Source organism: Mesorhizobium sp. WSM4845, assembly GCF_055811455.1.
Window position 1 is genome coordinate 19814 of record NZ_JBVVQA010000032.1, and the last position, 20624, is coordinate 40437.

At 63.2% G+C, this 20624-nt stretch carries 26 protein-coding genes; 3 read left to right on the plus strand and 23 right to left on the minus strand.

Features of this window, described 5'->3' with window-relative positions; genetic code table 11:
* Positions 1-3: 3 nt before the first annotated feature.
* The 11 genes from AC0L2C_RS27740 to AC0L2C_RS27790 form a co-directional block, all read right to left on the minus strand.
* Entirely contained in the window at positions 4-135 is a 132-nt protein-coding gene (locus AC0L2C_RS27740) for a hypothetical protein (RefSeq protein ID WP_023798499.1), read from the minus strand.
* An 18-nt stretch (positions 136-153) separates the two neighbouring features.
* Positions 154-342, minus strand: a complete 189-nt coding sequence (gene ccoS, locus AC0L2C_RS27745) for a cbb3-type cytochrome oxidase assembly protein CcoS (RefSeq protein WP_287239545.1) — start codon at positions 340-342, stop codon at positions 154-156.
* Positions 339-2597: a heavy metal translocating P-type ATPase gene (locus AC0L2C_RS27750; protein ID WP_287363489.1), complete on the minus strand. Its 2259-nt coding sequence runs from the start codon at positions 2595-2597 to the stop codon at positions 339-341. The genes ccoS and AC0L2C_RS27750 overlap by 4 nt, the downstream gene beginning before the upstream one ends.
* A gap of 3 nt (positions 2598-2600) precedes the next feature.
* A complete protein-coding gene (locus AC0L2C_RS27755) occupies positions 2601-3419 on the minus strand; it encodes a DUF2189 domain-containing protein (protein ID WP_287173627.1) in 819 nt (272 codons plus the stop codon).
* Positions 3420-3430: 11 nt separating this feature from the next.
* Positions 3431-3577 (minus strand): hypothetical protein, encoded by a 147-nt coding sequence (locus AC0L2C_RS27760; protein WP_306454942.1) that lies wholly within the window; start codon positions 3575-3577, stop codon positions 3431-3433.
* 44 nt (positions 3578-3621) lie between these two features.
* Positions 3622-4503, minus strand: coding sequence for a cytochrome-c oxidase, cbb3-type subunit III (gene ccoP, locus AC0L2C_RS27765; RefSeq protein WP_128168224.1), 882 nt, complete (start codon positions 4501-4503; stop codon positions 3622-3624).
* Complete coding sequence (locus tag AC0L2C_RS27770) at positions 4494-4664, minus strand: CcoQ/FixQ family Cbb3-type cytochrome c oxidase assembly chaperone (RefSeq protein ID WP_023798493.1); 171 nt, start codon at positions 4662-4664, stop codon at positions 4494-4496. The genes ccoP and AC0L2C_RS27770 overlap by 10 nt, the downstream gene beginning before the upstream one ends.
* A gap of 14 nt (positions 4665-4678) precedes the next feature.
* Positions 4679-5431 carry a cytochrome-c oxidase, cbb3-type subunit II gene (gene ccoO, locus AC0L2C_RS27775; protein ID WP_023798492.1) on the minus strand — a complete coding sequence of 251 codons (753 nt, stop codon included), beginning with the start codon at positions 5429-5431 and terminating at the stop codon, positions 4679-4681.
* Positions 5432-5434: 3 nt separating this feature from the next.
* The gene (gene ccoN, locus AC0L2C_RS27780) at positions 5435-7075 is read right to left on the minus strand and encodes a cytochrome-c oxidase, cbb3-type subunit I (RefSeq protein WP_287228107.1); all 1641 of its coding nucleotides are present in this window, start codon (positions 7073-7075) and stop codon (positions 5435-5437) included.
* A 26-nt stretch (positions 7076-7101) separates the two neighbouring features.
* Positions 7102-7557, minus strand: a complete 456-nt coding sequence (locus AC0L2C_RS27785; protein WP_128168226.1) for an Rrf2 family transcriptional regulator — start codon at positions 7555-7557, stop codon at positions 7102-7104.
* Between the two features lie 144 nt (positions 7558-7701).
* Positions 7702-8145: a group III truncated hemoglobin gene (locus tag AC0L2C_RS27790; protein ID WP_128168227.1), complete on the minus strand. Its 444-nt coding sequence runs from the start codon at positions 8143-8145 to the stop codon at positions 7702-7704.
* Positions 8146-8309: 164 nt separating this feature from the next.
* Between AC0L2C_RS27790 and AC0L2C_RS27795 the strand changes: the two genes are divergently transcribed.
* Positions 8310-8573, plus strand: coding sequence for a DUF1858 domain-containing protein (locus AC0L2C_RS27795; RefSeq protein WP_128168228.1), 264 nt, complete (start codon positions 8310-8312; stop codon positions 8571-8573).
* A gap of 310 nt (positions 8574-8883) precedes the next feature.
* Here AC0L2C_RS27795 and AC0L2C_RS27800 read toward each other — a convergent pair whose 3' ends face one another.
* Entirely contained in the window at positions 8884-9591 is a 708-nt protein-coding gene (locus AC0L2C_RS27800) for a Crp/Fnr family transcriptional regulator (protein ID WP_128168229.1), read from the minus strand.
* 172 nt (positions 9592-9763) lie between these two features.
* On the opposite strand from AC0L2C_RS27800, the gene AC0L2C_RS27805 reads away from it, so the two are divergent.
* A complete protein-coding gene (locus AC0L2C_RS27805) occupies positions 9764-10207 on the plus strand; it encodes a pseudoazurin (RefSeq protein WP_023798487.1) in 444 nt (147 codons plus the stop codon).
* 584 nt (positions 10208-10791) lie between these two features.
* On the opposite strand, the gene AC0L2C_RS27810 is transcribed toward AC0L2C_RS27805, so the two are convergent.
* Entirely contained in the window at positions 10792-11256 is a 465-nt protein-coding gene (locus AC0L2C_RS27810; RefSeq protein WP_473524917.1) for a pyridoxamine 5'-phosphate oxidase family protein, read from the minus strand.
* A gap of 253 nt (positions 11257-11509) precedes the next feature.
* Between AC0L2C_RS27810 and AC0L2C_RS27815 the strand changes: the two genes are divergently transcribed.
* Positions 11510-12136 carry a class I SAM-dependent methyltransferase gene (locus AC0L2C_RS27815; protein ID WP_128168230.1) on the plus strand — a complete coding sequence of 209 codons (627 nt, stop codon included), beginning with the start codon at positions 11510-11512 and terminating at the stop codon, positions 12134-12136.
* A 47-nt stretch (positions 12137-12183) separates the two neighbouring features.
* Here the strand turns inward: AC0L2C_RS27815 and AC0L2C_RS27820 are convergent, their stop codons facing one another.
* From AC0L2C_RS27820 to nirK, 10 genes are all read right to left on the minus strand, one after another.
* Positions 12184-12909: a NapC/NirT family cytochrome c gene (locus AC0L2C_RS27820; protein WP_023798483.1), complete on the minus strand. Its 726-nt coding sequence runs from the start codon at positions 12907-12909 to the stop codon at positions 12184-12186.
* A 1-nt stretch (position 12910) separates the two neighbouring features.
* The gene (locus AC0L2C_RS27825; protein ID WP_287239543.1) at positions 12911-13408 is read right to left on the minus strand and encodes a nitrate reductase cytochrome c-type subunit; all 498 of its coding nucleotides are present in this window, start codon (positions 13406-13408) and stop codon (positions 12911-12913) included.
* Entirely contained in the window at positions 13381-15882 is a 2502-nt protein-coding gene (napA, locus tag AC0L2C_RS27830; RefSeq protein ID WP_287228104.1) for a periplasmic nitrate reductase subunit alpha, read from the minus strand. The genes AC0L2C_RS27825 and napA overlap by 28 nt, the downstream gene beginning before the upstream one ends.
* Positions 15879-16184 carry a chaperone NapD gene (locus AC0L2C_RS27835; protein ID WP_287239542.1) on the minus strand — a complete coding sequence of 102 codons (306 nt, stop codon included), beginning with the start codon at positions 16182-16184 and terminating at the stop codon, positions 15879-15881. The genes napA and AC0L2C_RS27835 overlap by 4 nt, the downstream gene beginning before the upstream one ends.
* 4 nt (positions 16185-16188) lie before the next feature.
* Positions 16189-16386: a periplasmic nitrate reductase, NapE protein gene (napE, locus tag AC0L2C_RS27840; protein WP_023798480.1), complete on the minus strand. Its 198-nt coding sequence runs from the start codon at positions 16384-16386 to the stop codon at positions 16189-16191.
* Positions 16387-16537: 151 nt separating this feature from the next.
* Positions 16538-17779 (minus strand): NnrS family protein, encoded by a 1242-nt coding sequence (locus tag AC0L2C_RS27845; RefSeq protein WP_287239541.1) that lies wholly within the window; start codon positions 17777-17779, stop codon positions 16538-16540.
* The gene (locus tag AC0L2C_RS27850) at positions 17779-18192 is read right to left on the minus strand and encodes a hypothetical protein (protein WP_287239540.1); all 414 of its coding nucleotides are present in this window, start codon (positions 18190-18192) and stop codon (positions 17779-17781) included. Before AC0L2C_RS27850 ends, AC0L2C_RS27845 begins: the two co-directional genes overlap by 1 nt.
* Positions 18189-18554 (minus strand): hypothetical protein, encoded by a 366-nt coding sequence (locus AC0L2C_RS27855; protein ID WP_287239539.1) that lies wholly within the window; start codon positions 18552-18554, stop codon positions 18189-18191. Before AC0L2C_RS27855 ends, AC0L2C_RS27850 begins: the two co-directional genes overlap by 4 nt.
* A gap of 23 nt (positions 18555-18577) precedes the next feature.
* On the minus strand, positions 18578-19192 hold the full coding sequence (locus AC0L2C_RS27860; RefSeq protein ID WP_287239538.1) for an SUMF1/EgtB/PvdO family nonheme iron enzyme: 615 nt from the start codon (positions 19190-19192) through the stop codon (positions 18578-18580).
* Between the two features lie 326 nt (positions 19193-19518).
* Positions 19519-20622, minus strand: a complete 1104-nt coding sequence (gene nirK / locus AC0L2C_RS27865) for a copper-containing nitrite reductase (protein ID WP_287239537.1) — start codon at positions 20620-20622, stop codon at positions 19519-19521.
* Positions 20623-20624: the final 2 nt, after the last annotated feature.

A 20624-nucleotide genomic window follows, 5' to 3' on the forward strand; every position in this document is an offset into this window, starting at 1 on the left:
TGCCTAGAACAAAGCGGCTATCACCGCGATCAGGGCGACTGCAAGCGCGACAAGGCTTGGAACCATCACCGCAACGCCGGACACAGTCGCCAGCCCCGCTATCCAGTCAAATTTTCTGTCGGCAGTTTCGCCCATTGTCGCTTCCCTTAGAGATCAACGCCTGTTCGGTGATGGCTGTTCCATATCCGGCAGCGGGGTGTCGGCCGCCTCGTTGAGAAGCACCCGCTCCGCTGCTCCGTCCAGGTCCTCGAGCTGGCCGCTTTTCATCGACCAGAGGAAGGCGAGAAGCCCAACCAGGCCCATGCCGAGTGCTATGGGGACCAGCCAGGCGAGCAGGCTCATGCAGCCTCCGCGAGATGAGTGGACGTCACGCCACCTTGTATTCCTTGCGGATCTCGGCTCGGACCCGAAAGACGAAGCGCATTGGCAACCACCAGGATGGATGATGTGGACATCGCCACCGCCGCGACCAGCGGCGTAACGTGGCCTGTAACCGCGAGCGGGAGGGCCAGCGCATTGTAAAGGATGGAGAGCCCAATGTTCTGGGTGACGAGCTGCCTGGCCTTGCGGGCAATGGTGATCGCTTTCGGAACGCTGTCCAGGCTGGAGCCCAGGAACACGAGATCGGCCGCGTTGCGCCCGACGTCCGCGGCCGAGGAGGGCGCCATCGACACGTGAGCCGTTCCCAATGCGGGCGCGTCGTTGAGGCCGTCACCGACCATCAGCACCTTGCGTCCCTGCGCGCGCAGGACTTCCAACCGCGCGACTTTGTCGCGAGGAAGCATCCCGGCAGTGGCTGCTGCTACGCCGAGCATGCCTGCCACCTTCCTTACCTCCGTTTCCACGTCTCCGGACAGGATCTCGACGCCGAGGCCGAGACTGCGCAGGCGCTTTGTAGCGGCGGCGGCTCCGAGACGGAGGCTGTCGGAAATCCGGAACGCGCCGAGGACGCGGCCGTCAGCCGACAACCAGGCTTCGGCCGAGGCGGAACCGGCAGTGGAGCGGGCGTCGACCCAAGATTGGCGGCCGAGCCTGTAAACGCGGCCGCCGACCGTGCCTTCGATGCCGTTTCCGGGCTCCTCCCGAATCTGCTCGACGGCAGCCTGCCCGGCCGGATGCAGCGCCGCCACCGCTCGCGAGGCAGGATGCCGAGAGAACCGGGCAAGCGCGGAGGCCGCTTCGATCTCGTCGTCCGGCACAGTGAAAGACGCCACTTTTGTCAGGCCTGAGGTGAGCGTACCCGTCTTGTCCAGTGCGACGTGATCGACTTCGGCCAGCCGTTCCAAAGCCGCGCCGTCCTTGAGGGTCACACCGAGAGCGAAGAGACGCCGCGCAGCGACGGCCTGGACCATCGGCACGGCCAAGCCCAACGCGCATGGGCAGGTGATGATGAGGACGGCGATCGCCACCGTCAGTGATCGGTGCAGGTCTCCGGTGGTGATCATCCACCCTGCAAAGGTGGCGAAGGCAAGCAGATGGACCACCGGCGAATAAAGCGAGGCGGCCCGATCGGCGATGCGCCGATAACGGGCGCGGCCGCCTTCGGCAGCCTCCATCAACCGCATCATGTCAGCAAGGAAGGACTCTTTCTGAGGTCGGTCGACACGCAACGTCAGCGGCCCGTCGAGGTTGAGCGATCCCGACAGCACGCTGGCCCCCGGTCGGACCGACTCCGGGGCGGACTCGCCCGTCACAACCGACAGGTCGAGCGAGGCGTTTCCGGAAATTACGGTGCCATCGGCCGGCACGCGCTCTCCCGCGAGAACAAGGACAGTCTCGCCGCTGCGGATAGCGGATACGTCGCGATATTCGCGTTCGCCATCAGGCGTGAGCACCGTGGCGCCTCGCGGCATCATCCGCGCGAGCGACCTGACCGCTTCGCGAGCGCGTCCGCGCATCGCCTGGTCCACAGCGCGTCCAGCCAGCAGGAAGAACAGCAAGGATGTCACCGCATCGAAGTAAGCATGGGCTCCGCCCGTCACCGTATCGTATGCGCTGAGGCCGAATGCGAGCAGCACGCCGACGCTGATCGGCACGTCCATGTTCGTCCGGCCGCCGCGCAGGGCGCTCCACGCGGAAGCGAAGAAAATCCGGCCCGAATAGGCCAGCGTCGGCAACGCGAGGGCCGTGGAGATCAGGTGGAATGCGTGCCTCGTGCCGGCGTCCGCTCCCGACCAGACCGAGACGGAAAGAAGCATGATATTCATGGCGGCGAAGCCGGCAACGGCCGTGGCGCGCAGCAAGCGGCCCATCTCCGGATCGCCGTCTCCGTTCTCAGGCTCGGCGAGTGTTGCTTCGTAACCGGCTTTTCGAAGCGTTTCGATCATCGGCGGCACGGCGCCGTCCCGCCGCCACTTCACTACGACACGTTTTGCGGTCAGGTTCACCCGCGCGGAAACGATGCCCTCGACTTGGCTGAGCAAGCCTTCGATCGCGCCGATGCAGCCTGCGCAATGCACCTGAGGGACGGAAAAGTCCGTCTGAATCGTACCATCGCCGAGATCTCGGCTCGCAAAGACCACCTCTTGCGGGACGATCTCGCGCCGCCCGGGCCCAATCATCAGGGCCGCCTCGGATCCCGGCGCGCAGCAACTCATCGATCAGGCCTCCGGCCGGGCCACTGCCCGGTAGGCCTGCCATGTCGCGTGTCCGAGCAGCGGGAAGATGACGATCATGCCGATAAGGCCAGTGGCGACGCAGATGCCGAAAAGCACGAGCACCATGGCACCCCAGGCGATCATCGGCGGCAGGTTGTTCCACACCAGTTTCATGCTCGTGGCCATCGCGGTCAGAGCATCGACGCGCCGGTCAAGCAGCATAGGAACGGCGAACACGCTGATCGAAAACGCGAAGGATGCGAACAGACCGCCGATCGCCGCTCCTATGATCAACATCGCCCATCCCGATGGCGTGCCAATCAGTATCCCGATCACATTGTCGAGGCCCGGAAATGCCGTCACGCCAAAAAACAGCGCCCACAGGAGAACCGCCGCCCGCATCCAGAGCAGCATCAGGAGACAGAGAAGCAGGCCCGTGAAGAAGATCTGCGCGCCCGCTCTCGGTCGCACATGAAGCATCGAAGCAAGCCCGATTTCGCGGCCTTCGCCGATCGCGCGGCTCTTCTCGTAAAGCCCGATCGCCAGGAACGGAGCGACGATCAGGAAGCCGGCAAGCGATGGAAACAGGATATAGTCGCGACCGAACTCGACGAGGGTCCACACGAACGCCACCGAAAGCACGAAAACGCCGACACCGTAAGCGAGGCTGGAGGCGGGGTGGGTCCAGAAATCGCGCCAGCCCGCAGCGAGCCAACGCAATCCTTCCAGGACGGGAAGGTTGCGTTGAAGCTTGGTATCCCGGGTCTCACCGATGCCGGATGTCTCGCTCAGCAGCCAGTAGGATTCGTCGGCTTCGCCCATGACTTTCTCCTTCAGCAGGCTGGCTTGGCGGCGCGATAGCCGCCGCCGTCGCTGGTATCCTTCACGTGCGCCACGCAGTCCGGCTGCGATTGGAACGCCACGTAGACAAGATGCGCGTTGGCGCCGGCGAAGAGCAGCAGCCCCGCCGGGACGAGCAACCAGAGGATCCATCCGCCGGGAAGGCGAGTGCTTCTGCGGGGGGTCATGGCTGGCGCGTCCCCAGGTCATGGACAAAAAGCGCAAGTGTCCGAATTTCCGCGGTGGTCAGCCGCTCGTCCCAGGTCGGCATGTGGCCTTGCCGGCCTCCGTGGACGGAAGCGATGATGGTGTCCATGCTTCCGCCGTAGATCCAGTACGCGTCGGTCAGGTTCGGCGCTCCGACCTCGCGATTGCCTTGCGCGTTCTCGCCATGACAGGCCGCGCATGTCGTCACGAAGACTTCCTTGCCGGCGTTGATGCGGCCGAGGTTCTGCGGTGTCGAGGTGTCGGGATTTGTCAGCGAGTAGACATAGGCGGCAACGTCGCGCACCTGGTTCCGGTCGAGCATGTCGTCGCGGCCGAAAGCAGGCATCTGCCCGATACGGCTTTCGGGATGGGCGGTGTTGATGCCGACGCGCATCGTCTGCTCGATCAGCTGGGGACCGCCGCCCCACAGCCAGTCGTCGTCCGTGAGATCGGGATAGTTCGCGCCGCCCTTGCCGTCGCGTCCGTGGCAGGCGGCGCAGTTGTCGCCGAACAGCTGCTGCCCGGTGTGACGGACGGTCTGCATCAGAGCTTCGTCCGCCATGATGGCGTCGTAAGGTTCGGATTCGAGCCGGGCCGTCCAGGCGGCGCGCTCGCGCTGGCCTTCAATCACCCGGGCTTCAACCGTCGTCTGCTGATCAACGCCTAGAAGCCCTTTGGTGTATGTCGTTCCCAACGGCCATGCCGGCACAAGGAACCACCATGCGAGCGCCCAGATATGCGTGACGATCAGGAACATCAGGACCCCGCGCGGGACCGGCGTGTCCAATTCCTTGATGCCGTTCCACTCGTGGCCAGTCGTTTCGCGGCCGGTAGCGGGATCGCGTTCGCTTACTTCCATGGCTTGTCGTCCCGATCGAGGATGCTGGTCTTGGCCCTGTCGAAACGTTTTCGGTTGGACGGCCAGAAGGCGTAGACAACGACACAGAGGAAGAAGCCCATCAGGTAGAAAAGGCCCCAGCTCTTGGACAGGGCAACGAGCGTGTCGTGGTCGAAATCCATCATCGGTCCTCCCGTCAGCTTTCCGGGTCCGGCTTCTTTTCCGGCGCCGCCGTATCCTCGTACGCGGCTCCCGTCAGCCTGCCCAGCACCTGCAGGTAGGCCACCAGCGCGTCCATCTCGGTGACGTGTGTGGTGACGCCGTCGAATGCGCTCACCTGGGTTTTGTCACCATACCGCTCAGTCACCCCGCTTGAGAAATCAGTGTCGGGGGTCGCCTGCCCGTAGGCGTCGCGGGCAGCGTTTTCCACCATCGCCTCGGTATAGGGTACGCCGAGTGCCCGCTGGGCCGCCAGATGCTGCGGCAGGTCGTCCGTCTTCAGCGTCGTGCGGGCAAGCCAGGTATAGGCGGGCATGTTCGATTCCGGCACGACGTCGCGTGGATTCGTCAGATGTGCGACATGCCAGAAATCCGAATATTTTCCCCCAACACGCGCAAGGTCGGGTCCGGTCCGCTTCGACCCCCAGAGCATCGGCCGGTCGTATTGGGATTCCACGGCGAGCGAATACGGACCGTAGCGCTCGACCTCGTCGCGCAGGGTGCGGATCATCTGACTGTGACAGGCGTAACAGCCTTCACGGACATAGATGTTGCGGCCCGCGAGCTCCAGCGGGGTGTAAACCCGCATGTCGGGCGCCTGCTCGACGGTTTCGTCGATGGTGAACAGGGGAGCAATCTCCACGATGCCGCCAACGCTGGCCGCAGCTATTATTCCAAGTACGAAGAGGATCGCGGACCGCTCGATCTTGCGGTGGAAAAGTTCAGGCATCCGTCATTCTCCCGGTACTGCGGCGGGGATGACGGGTGCGTCTGTCTCACGGGCTGCCGCGAGCGGCACCATACGGACCGTCATCCAGATGTTGTAGCAGCCGACCAGTGCGCCCAGCAGGAACAGCAGTCCGCCGATGGCGCGGGCAATATAGTATGGATACATTGCCACCAGTGAATCGACGAACGAATAGGCGAGAGAGCCTTCCTCGGTATAGGTTCGCCACATCAGACCCTGGATGATGCCGGAATTCCACATCGCGAAGACGTAGATCAGCGTTCCGGCGATCGCGAGCCAGAAATGGACCTCGACGAGCGCGGCCGAATACATCCGCTCGCGCTTCCAGAGCGCCGGGACGAGCGTGTAGACGGAGCCGAAGGTGATGAGCGCGACCCATCCCAACGCTCCGGCATGGACGTGGCCGACTGTCCAATCAGTGTAGTGCGAGAGAGAGTTCACCGGTCTGATCGCCATGAACGAGCCCTCGAAGGTGGAGAGCCCATAGAAGACTGCCGCGGCCATCATGAATCGCAGGGTCGCATCGTTACGGACCCGGTGCCAGGCGCCGTTGAGGGTCAGCAGCGCGTTACCCGCGGATGCCCACGAAGGCACGAGAAGCATCACGGAAAAGGTCATGCCGAGCGTTTGCACCCAGTGGGGGAGCGCGGTGTAGTGCAGGTGGTGGGAACCCGCCCACATGTAGAAGAAGGTGATGCCCCAGAAGCTCAGGATCGAGAGACGGTAGGAGAAGATCGGTCGCTGCGCCCGGACCGGCAGGTAGTAGTAGAGCATGCCGAGAAAACCTGCGGTGAGGAAGAACGCAACCGCGTTGTGGCCGTACCACCACTGGACCATCGCATCCTGGACGCCCGGCCAGATCGTGTAGCTCTTGGCGTGCCCCCAGGACACCGGCAGCGCGAGGTTGTTGACGATGTGCAGGATGGCCACGACCAGGATAAAGGCCATGAAGTACCAGTTGGCGACGTAGATGTGAGGCTCTTTCCGACGCGCGATCGTGGCGATGTAAAGAATGAAGTAGGTCACCCAGACGATCACCAGCCACAAGTCGGCGTACCACTCGGCTTCCGCGTACTCCTTCGACTGGGTGGTACCGAGCAGATATCCGGAAATGGCCAGAACACAGAACAGGTTGAAGCCGAGAAGCACGAACCAAGGGCTTATCTGGCCGGCTAGCCGCGCGCGAGACGTGCGCTGCACGACGTGGAAGGATGTGGCAATGAGTGCGTTGCCGCCGAACCCGAAGATGACGCCGGACGTATGCGTTGGCCGCAGCCGCCCGAAGCTGGACCAGGCCGCATCGAAGGCGAGGTCTGGCCAGGCGAGCTGCGCGGCCACCCACACGCCCATGAACATGCCGAAGACAGCCCAGGCCATCGACAGCACGATCCCGACCTTGATGGGATCGTCGTAATAGGAGACTGCTCGGTCTTCGGTCGGTTCGGCGCCGTAGAACGACGACATGAGGAGGTAGATTACGACGCCCGCGAAAAGCATGACGATGACGCCGTGCACCCCGAGAGTGTCCGAGCGTCCGAGGGCGGCCATGGCGAGTCCCGCGAGCGCTACTGCCACCGCGATGAGCAAGGCGTACTGCCGTTCAGAGGATTTGAGGTTCGATATCATGCATTCCCTCCAGGTACGGCATTCGCTCAGGCAACTTCCCCAGAAACTCTGTGCATTTCAAGCAACTCCACCAGTTCGGATCTGTTTGCGGCTATGTCAGCCAGAGTATAGCCATCGAAGACAGCGAGAAACGCCTGCAGCGCCTTGACGACGACGCCCTCGAGCCGGCAGGCAGGGGATATGACGCACAAGCCGCCATCCCTGCGCATACACTCCGTCAGAGCGAAGTCGTCTTCCATGTGCCGCACGACCTCACCCAAGTTGATGTCCTCCGGCCGCCGGGCGAGCGCTATGCCGCCGGTGCGCCCCCGAGCCGTGGTGAGGTAACCCAGTCGCCCGAGCCTGAAAGCCACTTTCAGGAGGTGATTGCGTGATATCCCGTATGCCGCGGCCACGTCGGTTACTCGGCACGGTCTTTCCCGGTGGACCGCCAGGTAGATCAGCATCCTGAGCGCATAGTCCGTCTGAAAGGTGAGACGCATCCCGCGGATTCCTGGTTCTCATCGCAGAAAGAACCCACCCTAGCAGGCTGTCAGCTAGACGAAAATGCGACGTCAGCGCGAGCATGCCCGCCCACGCTACGAAAGCCGTCGTCTCGGCGGGAAAAGCCTGCCCTTCCGCGTTTATCATCCCGCCGCCCCCGCGGTCGGGCGATCAAGCCGGAAAAACATGGCGACCTTCAGGCTCCGCGCGATCCTTTCGGCGCGGTCGACGAACACTTCGGCTACCTCAGGCGGGCATCGCTCTTCGACGGTTTTGCGGAAATGACCGAGCCATATGTCGAAATCCTCCTCGCGCACCTGCTTCAGCTTAAGGTGCGCAGGCACGGGGCGGCCGCTGTACGCGCCATTCTTCAGAATGACCGAACACCAGAAGTCGGTCATCTTCTCCAGATGCGGTTCCCAGTCGCCGTGGATTTCCGCAGCGAAGATGGGTCCGAGGCGAGTATCCGACCTGACGCGGACGTAGAAATCGCGGACAAGCGCGGCAATGAACCCGCGGTCGACCAACGGGTGGGACAGCGGCATTTCCGCCTGCGGGCGGGCGCGATCGTAAACAGCAGAATTCATCGCAGCACACAAAGTGGTATCGTGCCTGCTACTTTTAGGTGCCTGACTTCCGCACGGCAAGCGCGCAATTCGTCCCAGCCCGCTCGTTCCGCCATTTGTTTGCGCCTGCGCAAAGTTCCGGGCGAGGCGGACGGTTTAGATGGCCTTCTTTGGAGACGACTATCGTGAACCAACCTGAAACCATCGATCCCGATATGATGGTCGACGAGATCATGCGGCGATGGCCGGCAACCATAAGGGTGATGATCCGCAACAGAATGCTCTGCATCGGCTGTCCGATCGGAATCTTCCATACGGTCGCCGACGCATGCCACGCCCATCGGGTCGACCTGGAATCCTTCTCCCAGGAACTTCTCGAGGCGATAAGCAGCGATCCGCTTGCGAACGCGCCGTCGGCCTTCCTCGGTGATGGCGTCGCGGCGCTCTGAACCGCATGCGCCGCATGCGGCACGCTCCACCCGGAGAGGCAGTTGGCAAAATAGCGGATCCGTCACCGAGATCATTGGAATTCCAAACGTTTGGCTGATGTCGATTACCGCTCGCGGCTGAATGCGACTTGATCCAGATCAAATTTTGCGCGACGCGACCCGGAATTGGCCAACATTCACCTCGCCCTTTTCGAAGAAGTCGGCTTCCGACGAGAATCGACGGTAGGAACTTATCGGAACCCCCGATTGCTCCCATTCTACAAAGCTCGTATTGAACGCGCCCGTTTATGCCAGCGACGTGACGGCGGCGCTATGCAGCCGGCCCCTTGCGCCTGTTCTCAGACACCAGCATGAGCGCATGCGGGTCAGTCACGGTGACCTTCTGGCGCCCGCTCCTTACAATACCCTGGTCTTCCCAGGCGCTGAGCAGCCTGCTGACCGTATGCAGCGTCGTTCCGGTCATCTCCGCGATGTCCTGACGCGTAATTGGAAAGTCGATCTCGATCCCTTCTGGCGTCTTTCGTCCGGACTGGCTGACGATACGCAGCAACGCGTGGGCGATGCGCTGCTCGACCTGCTGGGTCGACATCTCCATGACCTGTGCCTGGGTTTCCTGGAGGCGGGAACCGATCGTGCGGTAGGCACTGGCCCCGAACGTCGGGAAACGCGATTGCAGTTCTGCCCACGCGGAATTGGGCCAGGCGAGGACGACGCAATCAACCGCCGCGACCGCGGACGCCGGATAGGTCGTCCTGCCCATTGCGATGGCGATGCCGAAGAGTTCACCCTCGGTGATATATCGAGCGATCACTTGATGCCCTTCGGGCGAGGTGCGGACGACGCGGATATGACCCGACAGGAGCAGGAAGAAGGACGTGGCCTCCTCCTCTTGTCCGAAAACCTCCAAATCCTTGGGAAAGCGGGAGGACCGCGCCCGAGAGAGAATAGCATCGAGGTCTTTGCCGTCGAGGCCGGCAAACGCGGGCAATCCCGAAATCAGGGACCTGTCGAGAGGCATTGTCTTCGCTTCCAGTCTGGGGCGCTGTTCCTGTGGGGCGCTGCTCCTGTGGGGCGCCGCTCCTGTTCGATTTCTAGCGGCTATTTGCGCCAGCGCAAACTGCCTGTTGGCGACACGCACTAATAAAGCCTTCAACGGCATTGGAGCCGCATACCAGGAAAGGACCAGGAAAATGAAGAAGCTCATCGCAGCGCTGGCGCTAGGCGCGGCCGTCGCGATCGCAGGCGCGGCTGGCGCGGCCGAAATCGAGGTCACGATGCTGAACAAGGGCGAGAAGGGTGCGATGGTGTTCCAACCCGACTTCGTCAGCGCCGCCCCCGGCGATACCATTCGCTTCGTGCCGACCGACAAGGGCCACAACGTGGAAACGATCAAAGGCATGCTCCCGGAAGGCGCCGAGGCCTTCAAGAGCAAGTTCAACGAGGTCTTCACGGTAACGCTCGATAAGGAAGGCGTCTACGGCGTCAAGTGTGCGCCGCACTACGGAATGGGCATGGTCGCCCTGATCGAGGTGGGCCAGCCGGTCAACCTCGACGCAGCGAAGGCCGTCAAGCAGACCGGCAAGGCCAAAGCCGTGTTCGCCGAACTCTTCGGCCAGGCCGTGGCGGCCAGGTAGCGCGGGCCAACAGACGCGAAATGGCGCGGACGGCGGGGGCCGCGTCAAGGAGGCGGAAGTGATGGACCGAGCGGACAGGCAGGCTTGGTGCCAAGGCGCGCCGAACCACGATCCCGCGATCAGGAAGGAAACATCGCGGCGATATGGCCGCTGCCACCCGGGCCACAGCTTCGCCAACCTCGTCCGTCGGTCTTCCTTTTCCAAGGAGGACCGGCGGCTCTTGGAAAACTGACTGGGAGCCGGAGGCCGCGCCAAGCCTCGTTGCTGATCCCTTGCGAAGGTGACCATCCGCGAAGCTTCACATCCAGGACGTTGGGCCACCTTCCCAGCGCAGGTTACAAGCGCCACCACCGCCGCACGTGATCCAGAGAGAACCGTTCACGCGGGGGCCGTGACGGACTGCTATTGAGTTGAACGCTTCCCGTTTTGGTTTCGTGGCAGCTGCCGCGCCGGATGACGCTGCTTGTCTTGATCTGACAGTGCGTCTGGCGCCAAATGCACTGGCGGCCGTCAGGAAAGCGTTCGCCCTGCTGGTCGAGTAGCTGCTTGGACGCTCGACGTCGACGCGCATCCGCCGCTTTGCCTCATTTCTCATGGGCCTCCCGCCCGGACATCCGCTCGACATGGATTCGAAAGAAGACGTGCGAAGCATGGTCGACGAGCGGTGCAACGACGGGCTTCAGCGCGCCGGGTTCCCACCAGTTGGCGTGCTGGCTAAGCAGAGACCAGGCCCGGTCGCGCTCTCGTTTGATGTCAATGCGGTCGGGCAACTCCTCGAAGCGGCCTTCGGCGACGACGCTCTTCCAAGAACGGGCCTCACCTTTTTCTTCGACCAGAAGCGCCACTTGAGGGTTGCCCCGCATGGTGTCCAGCTTTCGGCCCGGCATAGTCAAGGAATAGGTGCATCTATCGTCGTAGGCGTAGTAGATTGGCACAAGGTAGGGCTGGTTACCGGACGAGCAGGCGAGCCGCGCGAGCCGGTTCTCAGAAATCAGGGCGGTGCATTGGGCGAGGGATAGTTGTCGAATTATCATGGCGGAACTCCTCATCGAAGTCTCACAATGCGCGCGTCGCACACAATCGTCGTTGTCTCAGATCAATGTCCCTCGTTGACAACTCCCGACCAAACGTCGCTTCGAAGTGTCAATCAGCGTGGCTGCCCGGTAGTGTCTCAGATCGAATTTCTGTTATGGCTGGGAAGCAAATCGCCCGCGACGTCACCAACTCCGAACGTCTAAGGGGCGCAACGGGTTGATGGCCCTCTCGCCATCGGTCCTCTTGTCTTGAAGGAGGAGCGCCAGGATGAGCACCGACCGGGATACCGTGCGGGCCTATGATACGGTCGCGGCGGAGTACGCTGCCGAGGCCGCGGCGATGCCAGAATGGGTCGCGACAGAGATCGATGCGTTCGTGACCGAGCTGGGTGGCTCTGGCAGGGTGCTGGAGATCGGAAGCGGTGGCGGGCGAGATGCACTTGAGCTTGAGAAGCGGGGGATCAGCGTCCGGCGCACCGACATTTCGAAGGGCTTCGTCGAACTGCTTCGCGAGAGTGGCTTCGAGGCCGACCTGTTGGACCCGCTGACCGAAGACCTGGCCGACCCGCAGCGTCCCGGCACGCCGTATGACGGGATCTGGGCCTGTGCCTGCCTGATTCACGTCGCGCGCGAGGATTTCGGCACGCTGCTTGCACGGCTTGCCGAGGCGACCCGGCCCGGTGGCCAACTGCACGCCTCGGTTAGAGAGGGCGATGGCGAGAATGTGTCCACACACGGCAGCGCTGCAGCGCCTCGGCGCTACGTCGAGACGTACTGGCGCGAGTCTGCCCTGCGGTCCGCACTCACAGACGCCGGCTGGATCGTCAGCGAGGTACGTCGGTGCATCGGAAAGCCCAATGATCGGTGGCTGAGCGTTCGGGCGAGGCGCACGTGACACCCACAGAGTTCTAGCCCCGGATGGAGCGGTGTACCGCCACCCGATCATCTGGAAGGCGCGCCGTCGTCCAAGCTCCACATCATTCCGTGCGGGGACCGCGCAGTCCTTTCCAGGCGATCGAATACAGAAGCCGCCGGCAGTTCCTCTCCCTCAAATTCGGGGGGAACTTTCCAGCCGGGATCGACGCCTTCCATGTTCGGCAGCTCGTGGGCTATGCCTTTGTGGCAGTCGATGCAGGTAGCCTCGCCAGACAGGAGGTAGCGTGTGTGGATCGTTGCCGCGCGTTCGGTTTGCTTGGACAAGTCCATCGCCACCGAGGAATGACAGTTGCGGCATTCGAGACTGTCGTTCGCTTTCAGTCGGGCCCATTCGTGCTCAGCCAGTTCACGCCTGTATTCGAGGAACTTCCTGCGGGTGTTGATGGTGCCGAAGATCTTGCCCCAGACCTCTTTGGAAGCCTGCATTTTCCTGGCGATCTTGTCGGTCCATTCGTGCGGGACGTGACAGTCCGGGCACGAGGCCCTCACTCCTGAACGGTTCGAGAAGTGGACGGTGCGCGTGAGCTCCTCGTAAACGTTCGTCTCCATCTCATGGCAGGAGATGCAAAACTGCTCGGTGTTGGTCAGTTCCAGGGCGGTGTTGAACGCACCCCAGAACATCACACCGCCGACAAAGCCGCCGAGCGTCAGGAAGCCCAGGCTGAGCGTCGCGGCGGGCGTCGCCAATATGCGCCAGGCCCATAAGGCGGCGGCCTTGAGCCGTGACCACATGCTACTCATCTCCCGCGTGGCCGACGCCCAGCTTGCTCATGTCGGTGAACGTGTTGCCGACGAGCGGTGCGGTGTTGGCCTGCGGCACATGACAGGCGGTGCAGAAATAGCGTCGGGGTGAGACGTCGGCCAACATCTGGCCCTCGCGGGTGATGTAATGCGTGACGCTGATCATCGGTGCGCCCGACCCTTGCGTGAACTCGCGCTTGTGGCACGACAGGCAGCGGTTCGTGTTGACCGAAAGCTGGTAGCCCTCGATCGAGTGCGGGATGACGGGCGGCTGGTCGGGATAGGCGCGCATCTTTCTGATATCGTCGACTGTCCACTTGGGCGCCGGATCAGCCGGAAGTTCGTCCATGGGCTGCGCTGCCCCGGTAAGCGGCGGGACGATCTCGGCCGACATTTGCGCCAACGCCGCAGTGCCGACGGCGAGCAGGCCTGCGGCGACAAGTGCGACGCGCGCGCGGCGCGTCAGACGGGCATGACCTTGACCGCGCATTTCTTGAAATCCGTCTGTTTGGAGATGGGATCAGTGGCGTCGAGCGTCACCTTGTTGATGAGCTTGCTGGCGTCGAACCAGGGCACGAACACCACGCCGCGCGGCATGCGGTTACGCCCCCGGGTTTCGACCCTGAGCCTGATCTCGCCACGCCGTGAAACGACCCGGACCTCGGCTCCCTGGTTGATGCCGCGCCGTCGCGCGTCGTCGGCGTTCATGAAGCAGACCGCGCCGGGAAACGCCCTGTAGAGCTCCGGCACCCGCATCGTCATCGATCCCGAATGCCAATGCTCGAGGACGCGTCCAGTTACCAGCCAGACGTCGTATTCCTCGTCAGGGGATTCCGCCGGAGGCTCGTAAGGCACAGCGAGGATCACTGCCTTGCCGTCTGGTCTGCCATAGAATTTTACGCCTTCGCCCGGCTTCACATAGGGGTCGAGGCCTTCGCGATAGCGCCACTTCGTCTCCTTGCCGTCGACGACGGGCCAGCGCAGGCCACGCACCTCGTGATAGACGTCGTAAGGCGCGAGATCGTGGCCATGACCGCGGCCGAATTCGGCATACTCCTCGAACAAGCCCTTCTGCAGGTAGAAGCCGAATTCGCGCGATTCCCTGTTTTCATACTCGGCGTCGAGTTCTCCTAATGGGAAGCGGTCGACCATGCCGTTCCTGAACAGCACGTCGAACAGCGTCTTGCCCTTGTAGTCAGGATTGGCATTCAGGAGGTCGGCCGGCCAGACGTCTTCGGTGGTAAAACGTTTCGAGAATTCGACCAACTGCCAAAGATCGGAGCGCGCCTCGCCGGGCGCATCCACGAGTTGGTGCCAGACATGAGTGCGGCGCTCGGCATTGCCGTATGCTCCTTCCTTTTCCACCCACATCGCCGCCGGCAGGATCACGTCCGCCGAGAGCGCGGTAACGGTCGGATAGGCATCGGACACGACAATGAAGTTGTCAGGGTTGCGGTAGCCCGGATAGGTCTCGTTCGAATTGTTCGGTGCGGCCTGAACGTTGTTGTTGACCTGGACCCAGTAGAAGTTGAGCTTGCCGTCCTTCAGCATGCGGTCTTGCTGGACGGCATGGAAGCCGGGCTTCTCCGGCAGGAGGCCGTGCGGCAGACGCCATATCTCCTCGGCGTGCTTTCGGTGCTCGGGGTTGGTCACAACCATGTCGGCGGGGAGGCGGTGGGCGAAGGTGCCGACCTCGCGCGCGGTGCCGCAGGCCGACGGTTGGCCGGTGAGCGAAAACGGGCTGTTGCCAGGCTCCGAGATTTTGCCAGTCAACAGGTGGATATTGTAGACCATCTGGTTGGCCCACACGCCGCGGACGTGCTGGTTGAAGCCCATGGTCCACAGCGACATCACCTTCACGTCGGGGTTGGCATAGAGCTCCGCCAGTTCCTCGAGGAACTCGGGCTCGACGCCCGACAGTTCCGAGACCATCTCGAGCGTGTAGTCCGAGATCATCGTCTTGAACGCGTCGAAGTCGATTGGCTCCGTTTTTCCGGGATCCGCCGCACCCTTGGCAGCCATCTCTACGGGATTGTCCGGCCGCAGCCCGTAGCCGATGTCGGTGGCCCCGCTCATGAACACAGTGTGGTCGCGCACGAACGTTTCGTTGACCCGCCCGGACAGGATGATGTGGTTGGCGATGTAATTCAGGATCGCCAGATCCGTGCCCGGCTTGAACACAATCGGGATGTCAGCAAGGTCCATCGACCGGTGCGTGAAGGTCGACAAAACCGCGCAGCGCACATGGGGATGGCCGAGCCGGCGGTCCGCCACCCGTGTCCACAGGATTGGGTGCATCTCGGCCATGTTCGAGCCCCACAGCACGAAGGCGTCGGCGTGCTCGAAATCGTCGTAGCAGCCCATCGGCTCGTCCATGCCGAATGTGCGCATGAAGGCGACGGCGGCCGAGGCCATGCAATGTCGGGCGTTGGGATCGAGATTGTTCGAACGGAAGCCGGCGCGCATCAGCTTGGTTGCGGCGTAACCCTCGAAGACGGTCCATTGGCCGGAGCCGAACATGCCGACCGCTTCGGGACCTTTCTCCCGGAGCACGGCCTTGCACTTCTGCGCCATCAGGTCGAGGGCCTCGTCCCAGGAGACGGGCTCGAACTCGCCGTCCTTGTCGTAGGCGCCGCCGCGCCTGCGCATCAGCGGCCTTGTCAGGCGATCCTCGCCATACATGATCTTGGAAAGAAAATAGCCCTTGACGCAGTTCAGGCCGCGGTTGACCTCGGCCTGCATGTCACCGTGTGTCGCGACAACACGTCCGTCTTTCACGCCGACCATCACGCCGCACCCGGTGCCGCAGAAGCGGCAGGGAGCCTTGGACCACTTGATCTCCAGTGCTTCGACGCCACCGGGAACGGGCTGCGCCGCGGCCGGGAGAACGATCCCGGCCGACGCTGCCGCGAGCGACGCCGCGTGCGCCTTCAGCAGATCACGACGGTTGATGGATGACGTCATTTGCTTTCGTCCTCCCGTCCCTCGATATGCTCGAAGACCATGTTGGCGGCGATCACGCCGTCCATCATCGAGATAGTGGTCAGGGTCTCGCCGAGCATGCCGCTGCCTGGACCCTCGATCGTGACGACGATCCGGCTGCCTTCGCCAGCGTGAATCTCCACGCCAGGCATTTCCGCCAGTCGCCTGCTCAATTCTTCCCTTCGCGCCGGCAGCACGACGACGACGGCGCTCGAAATATGATGCCGAGCCTGAAATCCACCCTTGAGAAGGGATCTGCGGGTGATAGCAGGATTTTCGCGCATTGCTTCACCCTCCCGGAGGGCCGGGCGGCCCGAACACGATCTGATACATCCAGACCAGGAAGCCGTAGCCACCGACGACGCCGACAGCGACGATGGGCCAGATGCCGAAAGCAAGTGCGAGAAAGGCCAGCAACTCTCGTCGCCTCGTCTTCGAACGCGAAGGTCCAGGGTCGGAAAGGGCCTGCGGGCTGTCCTGGGTCATGACCACTCCATGTGCCTTGGACTTGGCCAGATACTGTGAAGCGTCAGACCGCTGAACAGGCTATCGTCTTAAGTGGCTTTTTCAATACCTTTTTTCTGAGGCTCCAACGTCTCGAACTATGCCGGCCGAAGGCTCGGAGTATCCGCCCATCTCAAGCGCTGGCCCTGCGCCCCCACAGGACAGGCGCATAGCGAATGGCGAACAGCAGGAAGGCGGCACTCCACAGCGCACCGCCGCAGATCAGTAAGTGCGCGTGCCAGTCTCCTGCCAACGGCGCCGCGACCCGCAGGACAGCTCCCAATGTAACCGCTATGTAGGCTGCGAGAACGGTCCGGTCCGCGACGATCTCCCGTCCAGTGTGGCCGAGGCTGGCGCGGGTCATTACGGCGAGCGTCATCGTGCCGATCGCGCCGGCTGTCAGCGCGTGCAGAGCGGCGCTTTCCGGTAGCCCTGAAAACAGCACGGAGCCACCGAGCAGCAATAGTGCGAAGCCGAGCCAGGCGTAGCCGATATGGAGGATCAGCACGATTGGCTCGCGCGTGGTGTGCTGGCCTTGCCAACGCGCCAGACGCGCGGCCAGAAGCACACCGGAGAGACCGAGCATGCCTCCTGCGGCAGTTGAATCCGGAACGGCCACCCAGGCGGCCGCGCCAGCGGCGGTCGTCGCCAGCGCCGCCTTGTCCAAGGCGCCGAAGCTTGCCGGAAGGCGCGTCCCGCCATTCTTGACAAGCCAGTTCCGGGTGAAACTTGGAACGATGCGGCCACCGACAAGGGCAAGCAGCATAGCGATCGCGCCCAGTGCCAGCCGCACGCCCAAGCCATGCGGAACGAACCCGAAATTGGCCGCGTGGTCCAGTGCGTTGGCCAGCCCGAACAGCGTGATCATGACAGCCACGGGCGCGTTCTTCCAGTTGCGCCCCGCCACCACCTCGCGCCAGACCGCGAAGCCAAGCATGACCGGGAACGAAATATCAACGACGACGGCAGCGACCGGGCCGGGGGCGGCGGCACAAGCTATGCGCCCGGCCAGCCACAGTGTCACCAGGCCCGCGAGGGGCCAGCCGCTCAGCGGTAACCGGCCCGTCCAGTTCGGGATTGCGGTGAGCACGAAGCCGGCCAGGACGGCCTGCAGATAGCCGAACAGCATTTCGTGGGCGTGCCAGTGCAGGCCGGGGAAGGGGCCGGGCAAAGCATGGCCGGAAAAATAGATCCAAAGCCAGGCCGGGATCGCCGCGCCGGCGTGGAGCGCGGCGAGGAAGAAGAACGGCCTGAATCCATACTGGAGGATCGGCGGCATGGAGGACACCCGCCCCCGGCCGTCACGGGAAACGTAGCCGGACTTGCGCAGCGAGCGCAGCACGGACCTGTCGGTTAGCGTGGTAGCGGCGGACATCAGCTGTTTCCTCCGCCTGCCGCCTGTCTTGCGGCCTCCATCCCGAACGCCGCGAATTCAGAGACGTCTTGAAACAGATCCGCGATCTCGTGGAACGCGGAGCGATCAGGCTCGTCGGGCATGAGTTCGTCCAGTTCCCCGAGAAGCGCGAGGACGAGCACGATGGCGTCTCGCATCCTTCTGGCGTCCGCGAGCCCGCCAGCGCGCTGGACCAGATCGCCTTCCAAGCCGACATAATCTGGCATGCCGTTCGCGGCCTTGGCGCATTGACGTTCGAGCGCTGCGCCGGCTACTCCCTGACGAATGCGTTCGACCAGCGACGGCCGCGTCAGGGATTCGATCGGGAGCGTCGGTCGTCGCGCAGTATCGGTACCCATTGGTGTAGTCTCCTTGGGGCGACGGCGTTTCTTCATTCCTCAATCGCCTTCCTGACCGCACTCTCTCCAAGCGCCGCGATCTCGGAGATCTCGCGGAATATCTCTGCGATGTCGCTCGCGACGGCCTGCTTGGGCTCGCGAGGCGCCAACTCGAATATCTCATCGAGGAGCGCCAATGCGACGTCGATCGCGTCGCGCATCCGCTTCGCTTCAGCGAAGTTTTTGGCGGGACTCGACGCATGATCCACCGTTCCCGTTCGATCGGACGCGGTGTCGTCGACTTCAACGGCAATACCTTCACGCCCCACCTCGGCGAGGCGGCGCAGCAACTCCGCGGCAAAGGAATTTTCGCCCCTGTTGGCAAGTTCCAGCAACCGCGACGAGGCTGCCGCAAGCATTCTCGACGCGTCTGATTTCTGTGTCACGATTGGGAACTTTCGCTGGAGAAGAGCGCGCTGATCCAGCATGCAGGCCCGCAAAAGGGCTCATCGCGAACAAGTCGAAATCCCAGTTTCTCCGGCGGCGTGCCGACGGCGCATCCGCCACTCCTGCCGTCGCGAACGAAATTGGACATGTAGGCCCGGTGCCGTCCCTCGAGCACGTGCACGCCGCAGTTCTCGACGACGGTCTCGGGCTGGCCGCTCTTGGCATCGAGCGTGACGCGGCTGTAGCAGCTCGAAGTCCATTCCCAGACGTTGCCGCCGAAATCCTCGATGCCGAGAGTGTTGGGCCCGTAGTGGCCGCCGGGCTTCGGCTCTGGATCCGCGGGGTGCCTGGCCGCGGCTTCCTCCTTGTATCGCCGTATCCAGCGCACCGCGGGATTTTGGGGGTCGTCCGCCGTTGCGGAGAAGGATTCGCCACCAAAACGTTCGCCGGCCGCCGCGGCTGCCTCGAGCGCGGTCGGAAGCCGCCAGGATTCGCCAGTGGCCTCGGAATACCAGCGAGCATATGTGTCGGCATCCGTCCAGTTGACCCCGGTGACCGGAACGTCTGCCTGAGAAGCGCGCGCGTCGGGCCATGCAGGCGCCTGCCGCAACGCAGAGATCGTACTCGGCGAGGCTGACCTGCCGCGTCATCATCCGGAAGCCGGCGACCATTATAGGCTTCGATGGCGCCGCTGCAGGAACACCGCCCGACAGGAATTCGCCCGGTGCCGGAAAGTCCACGATCCTTTCCCCGATCTCGACGGTTGCCGCGACCGGAACCGACCGTCCTGGCGGCGCATGCAATCCGACGGCGAGCGCCGGCACGACCAGCGCGGCGACGGTGCCGAAAGCTGCTTCCAGCATGGTGACGGGCATCGAAATACTCCATGGGAACGTGGCCCGGATCCCCCTTGGTCCGGGCCGCCAGCCTGATCGGTCAGTGAGTCGGGATCGGTCCGGGAGCCGCGACCTGCTTCATCAGGTCGTCGCTCCATTCGCCCTCGACGACGAAGTGGGCCGTCGCTCCGAGTTCGACCGCTTCGATCAGGTTGTGGTTGACGTAGGCGTAGACGCCCGGCTGGAGGAAGGTGTAGAGCGCGGCTCCCGCCGATCCGCCGCGGATGAACCAGGTCTCCAGGTCCTTGGCGGGCGGGTTGGCGAATTTGCCCTCTTCCCAGACGTAGTCGCCATGGCCGCCGATCAGGTGGGGCCGGGTGTCGCGGTTGGCCTGCGAGTGGACGATCAGGACCGTCTCGCCGACCTTTGTCTTCATGGCGTTGTCGCCCGTCAGGGCGCCCTTGGCGCCGTTGAAAACGACATGGGACGGGACGAGACGTTTCATCACCTCCAGCGTGTCGGCGTAGCTGTCGCCGTGGCTCTCGTAGGACTTGAAGTTGCCGTCCTCGTCGCGCGGAACGTAAAAATCGTTCTCGCCGATGTAGAAGACCTTGTCGTAGGTGAGCGGCTCGCCCTTCTCGTTCTTCAGGCCGTTGCGGGGCAAGATCATGATCGTCCCGCTCATGCCGGACACGACGTGCCACGGGATCATCGGGCCTTCGGGCGCGCAGTGGTAGACGAAGGTTCCGGTTCGGGTTGCCTTGAAACGCAGCTTCACCTGTTCCCCGGGATTGATGAGCGTGAGGGCTCCGCCGCCGAGCGCGCCGGTGGCGGCGTGGAAGTCGATGTTGTGGGGCATCGAGTTGCTGCCGGGGTTGACCAGGTTCAACTCGACGTAATCGCCTTCATGGACGACCATCATCGGGCCGGGGATCGAGCCGTTGAAGGTCATGCCCTGCAGCACGGTGCCTTCGTCATCGATAGTGACGGGCTTTTCCTCGATGGTCATCGTGAACTCGACCACCTTCGGACCGCTCTTGGCCACCTGTTCGTGCGCATGCACGAAGGGCGGTGCGACGAGTGTGACCTGCTCGCGCGGCAGCGCGGCGATCTCGGTCTCGTTCGCGAAAGCGGTCATTGAAGGCATCGCGGCCAGCATGGCGGCGGCCGCTGCTCCCATCAGTGCCTGGCGACGCGTGAACATCT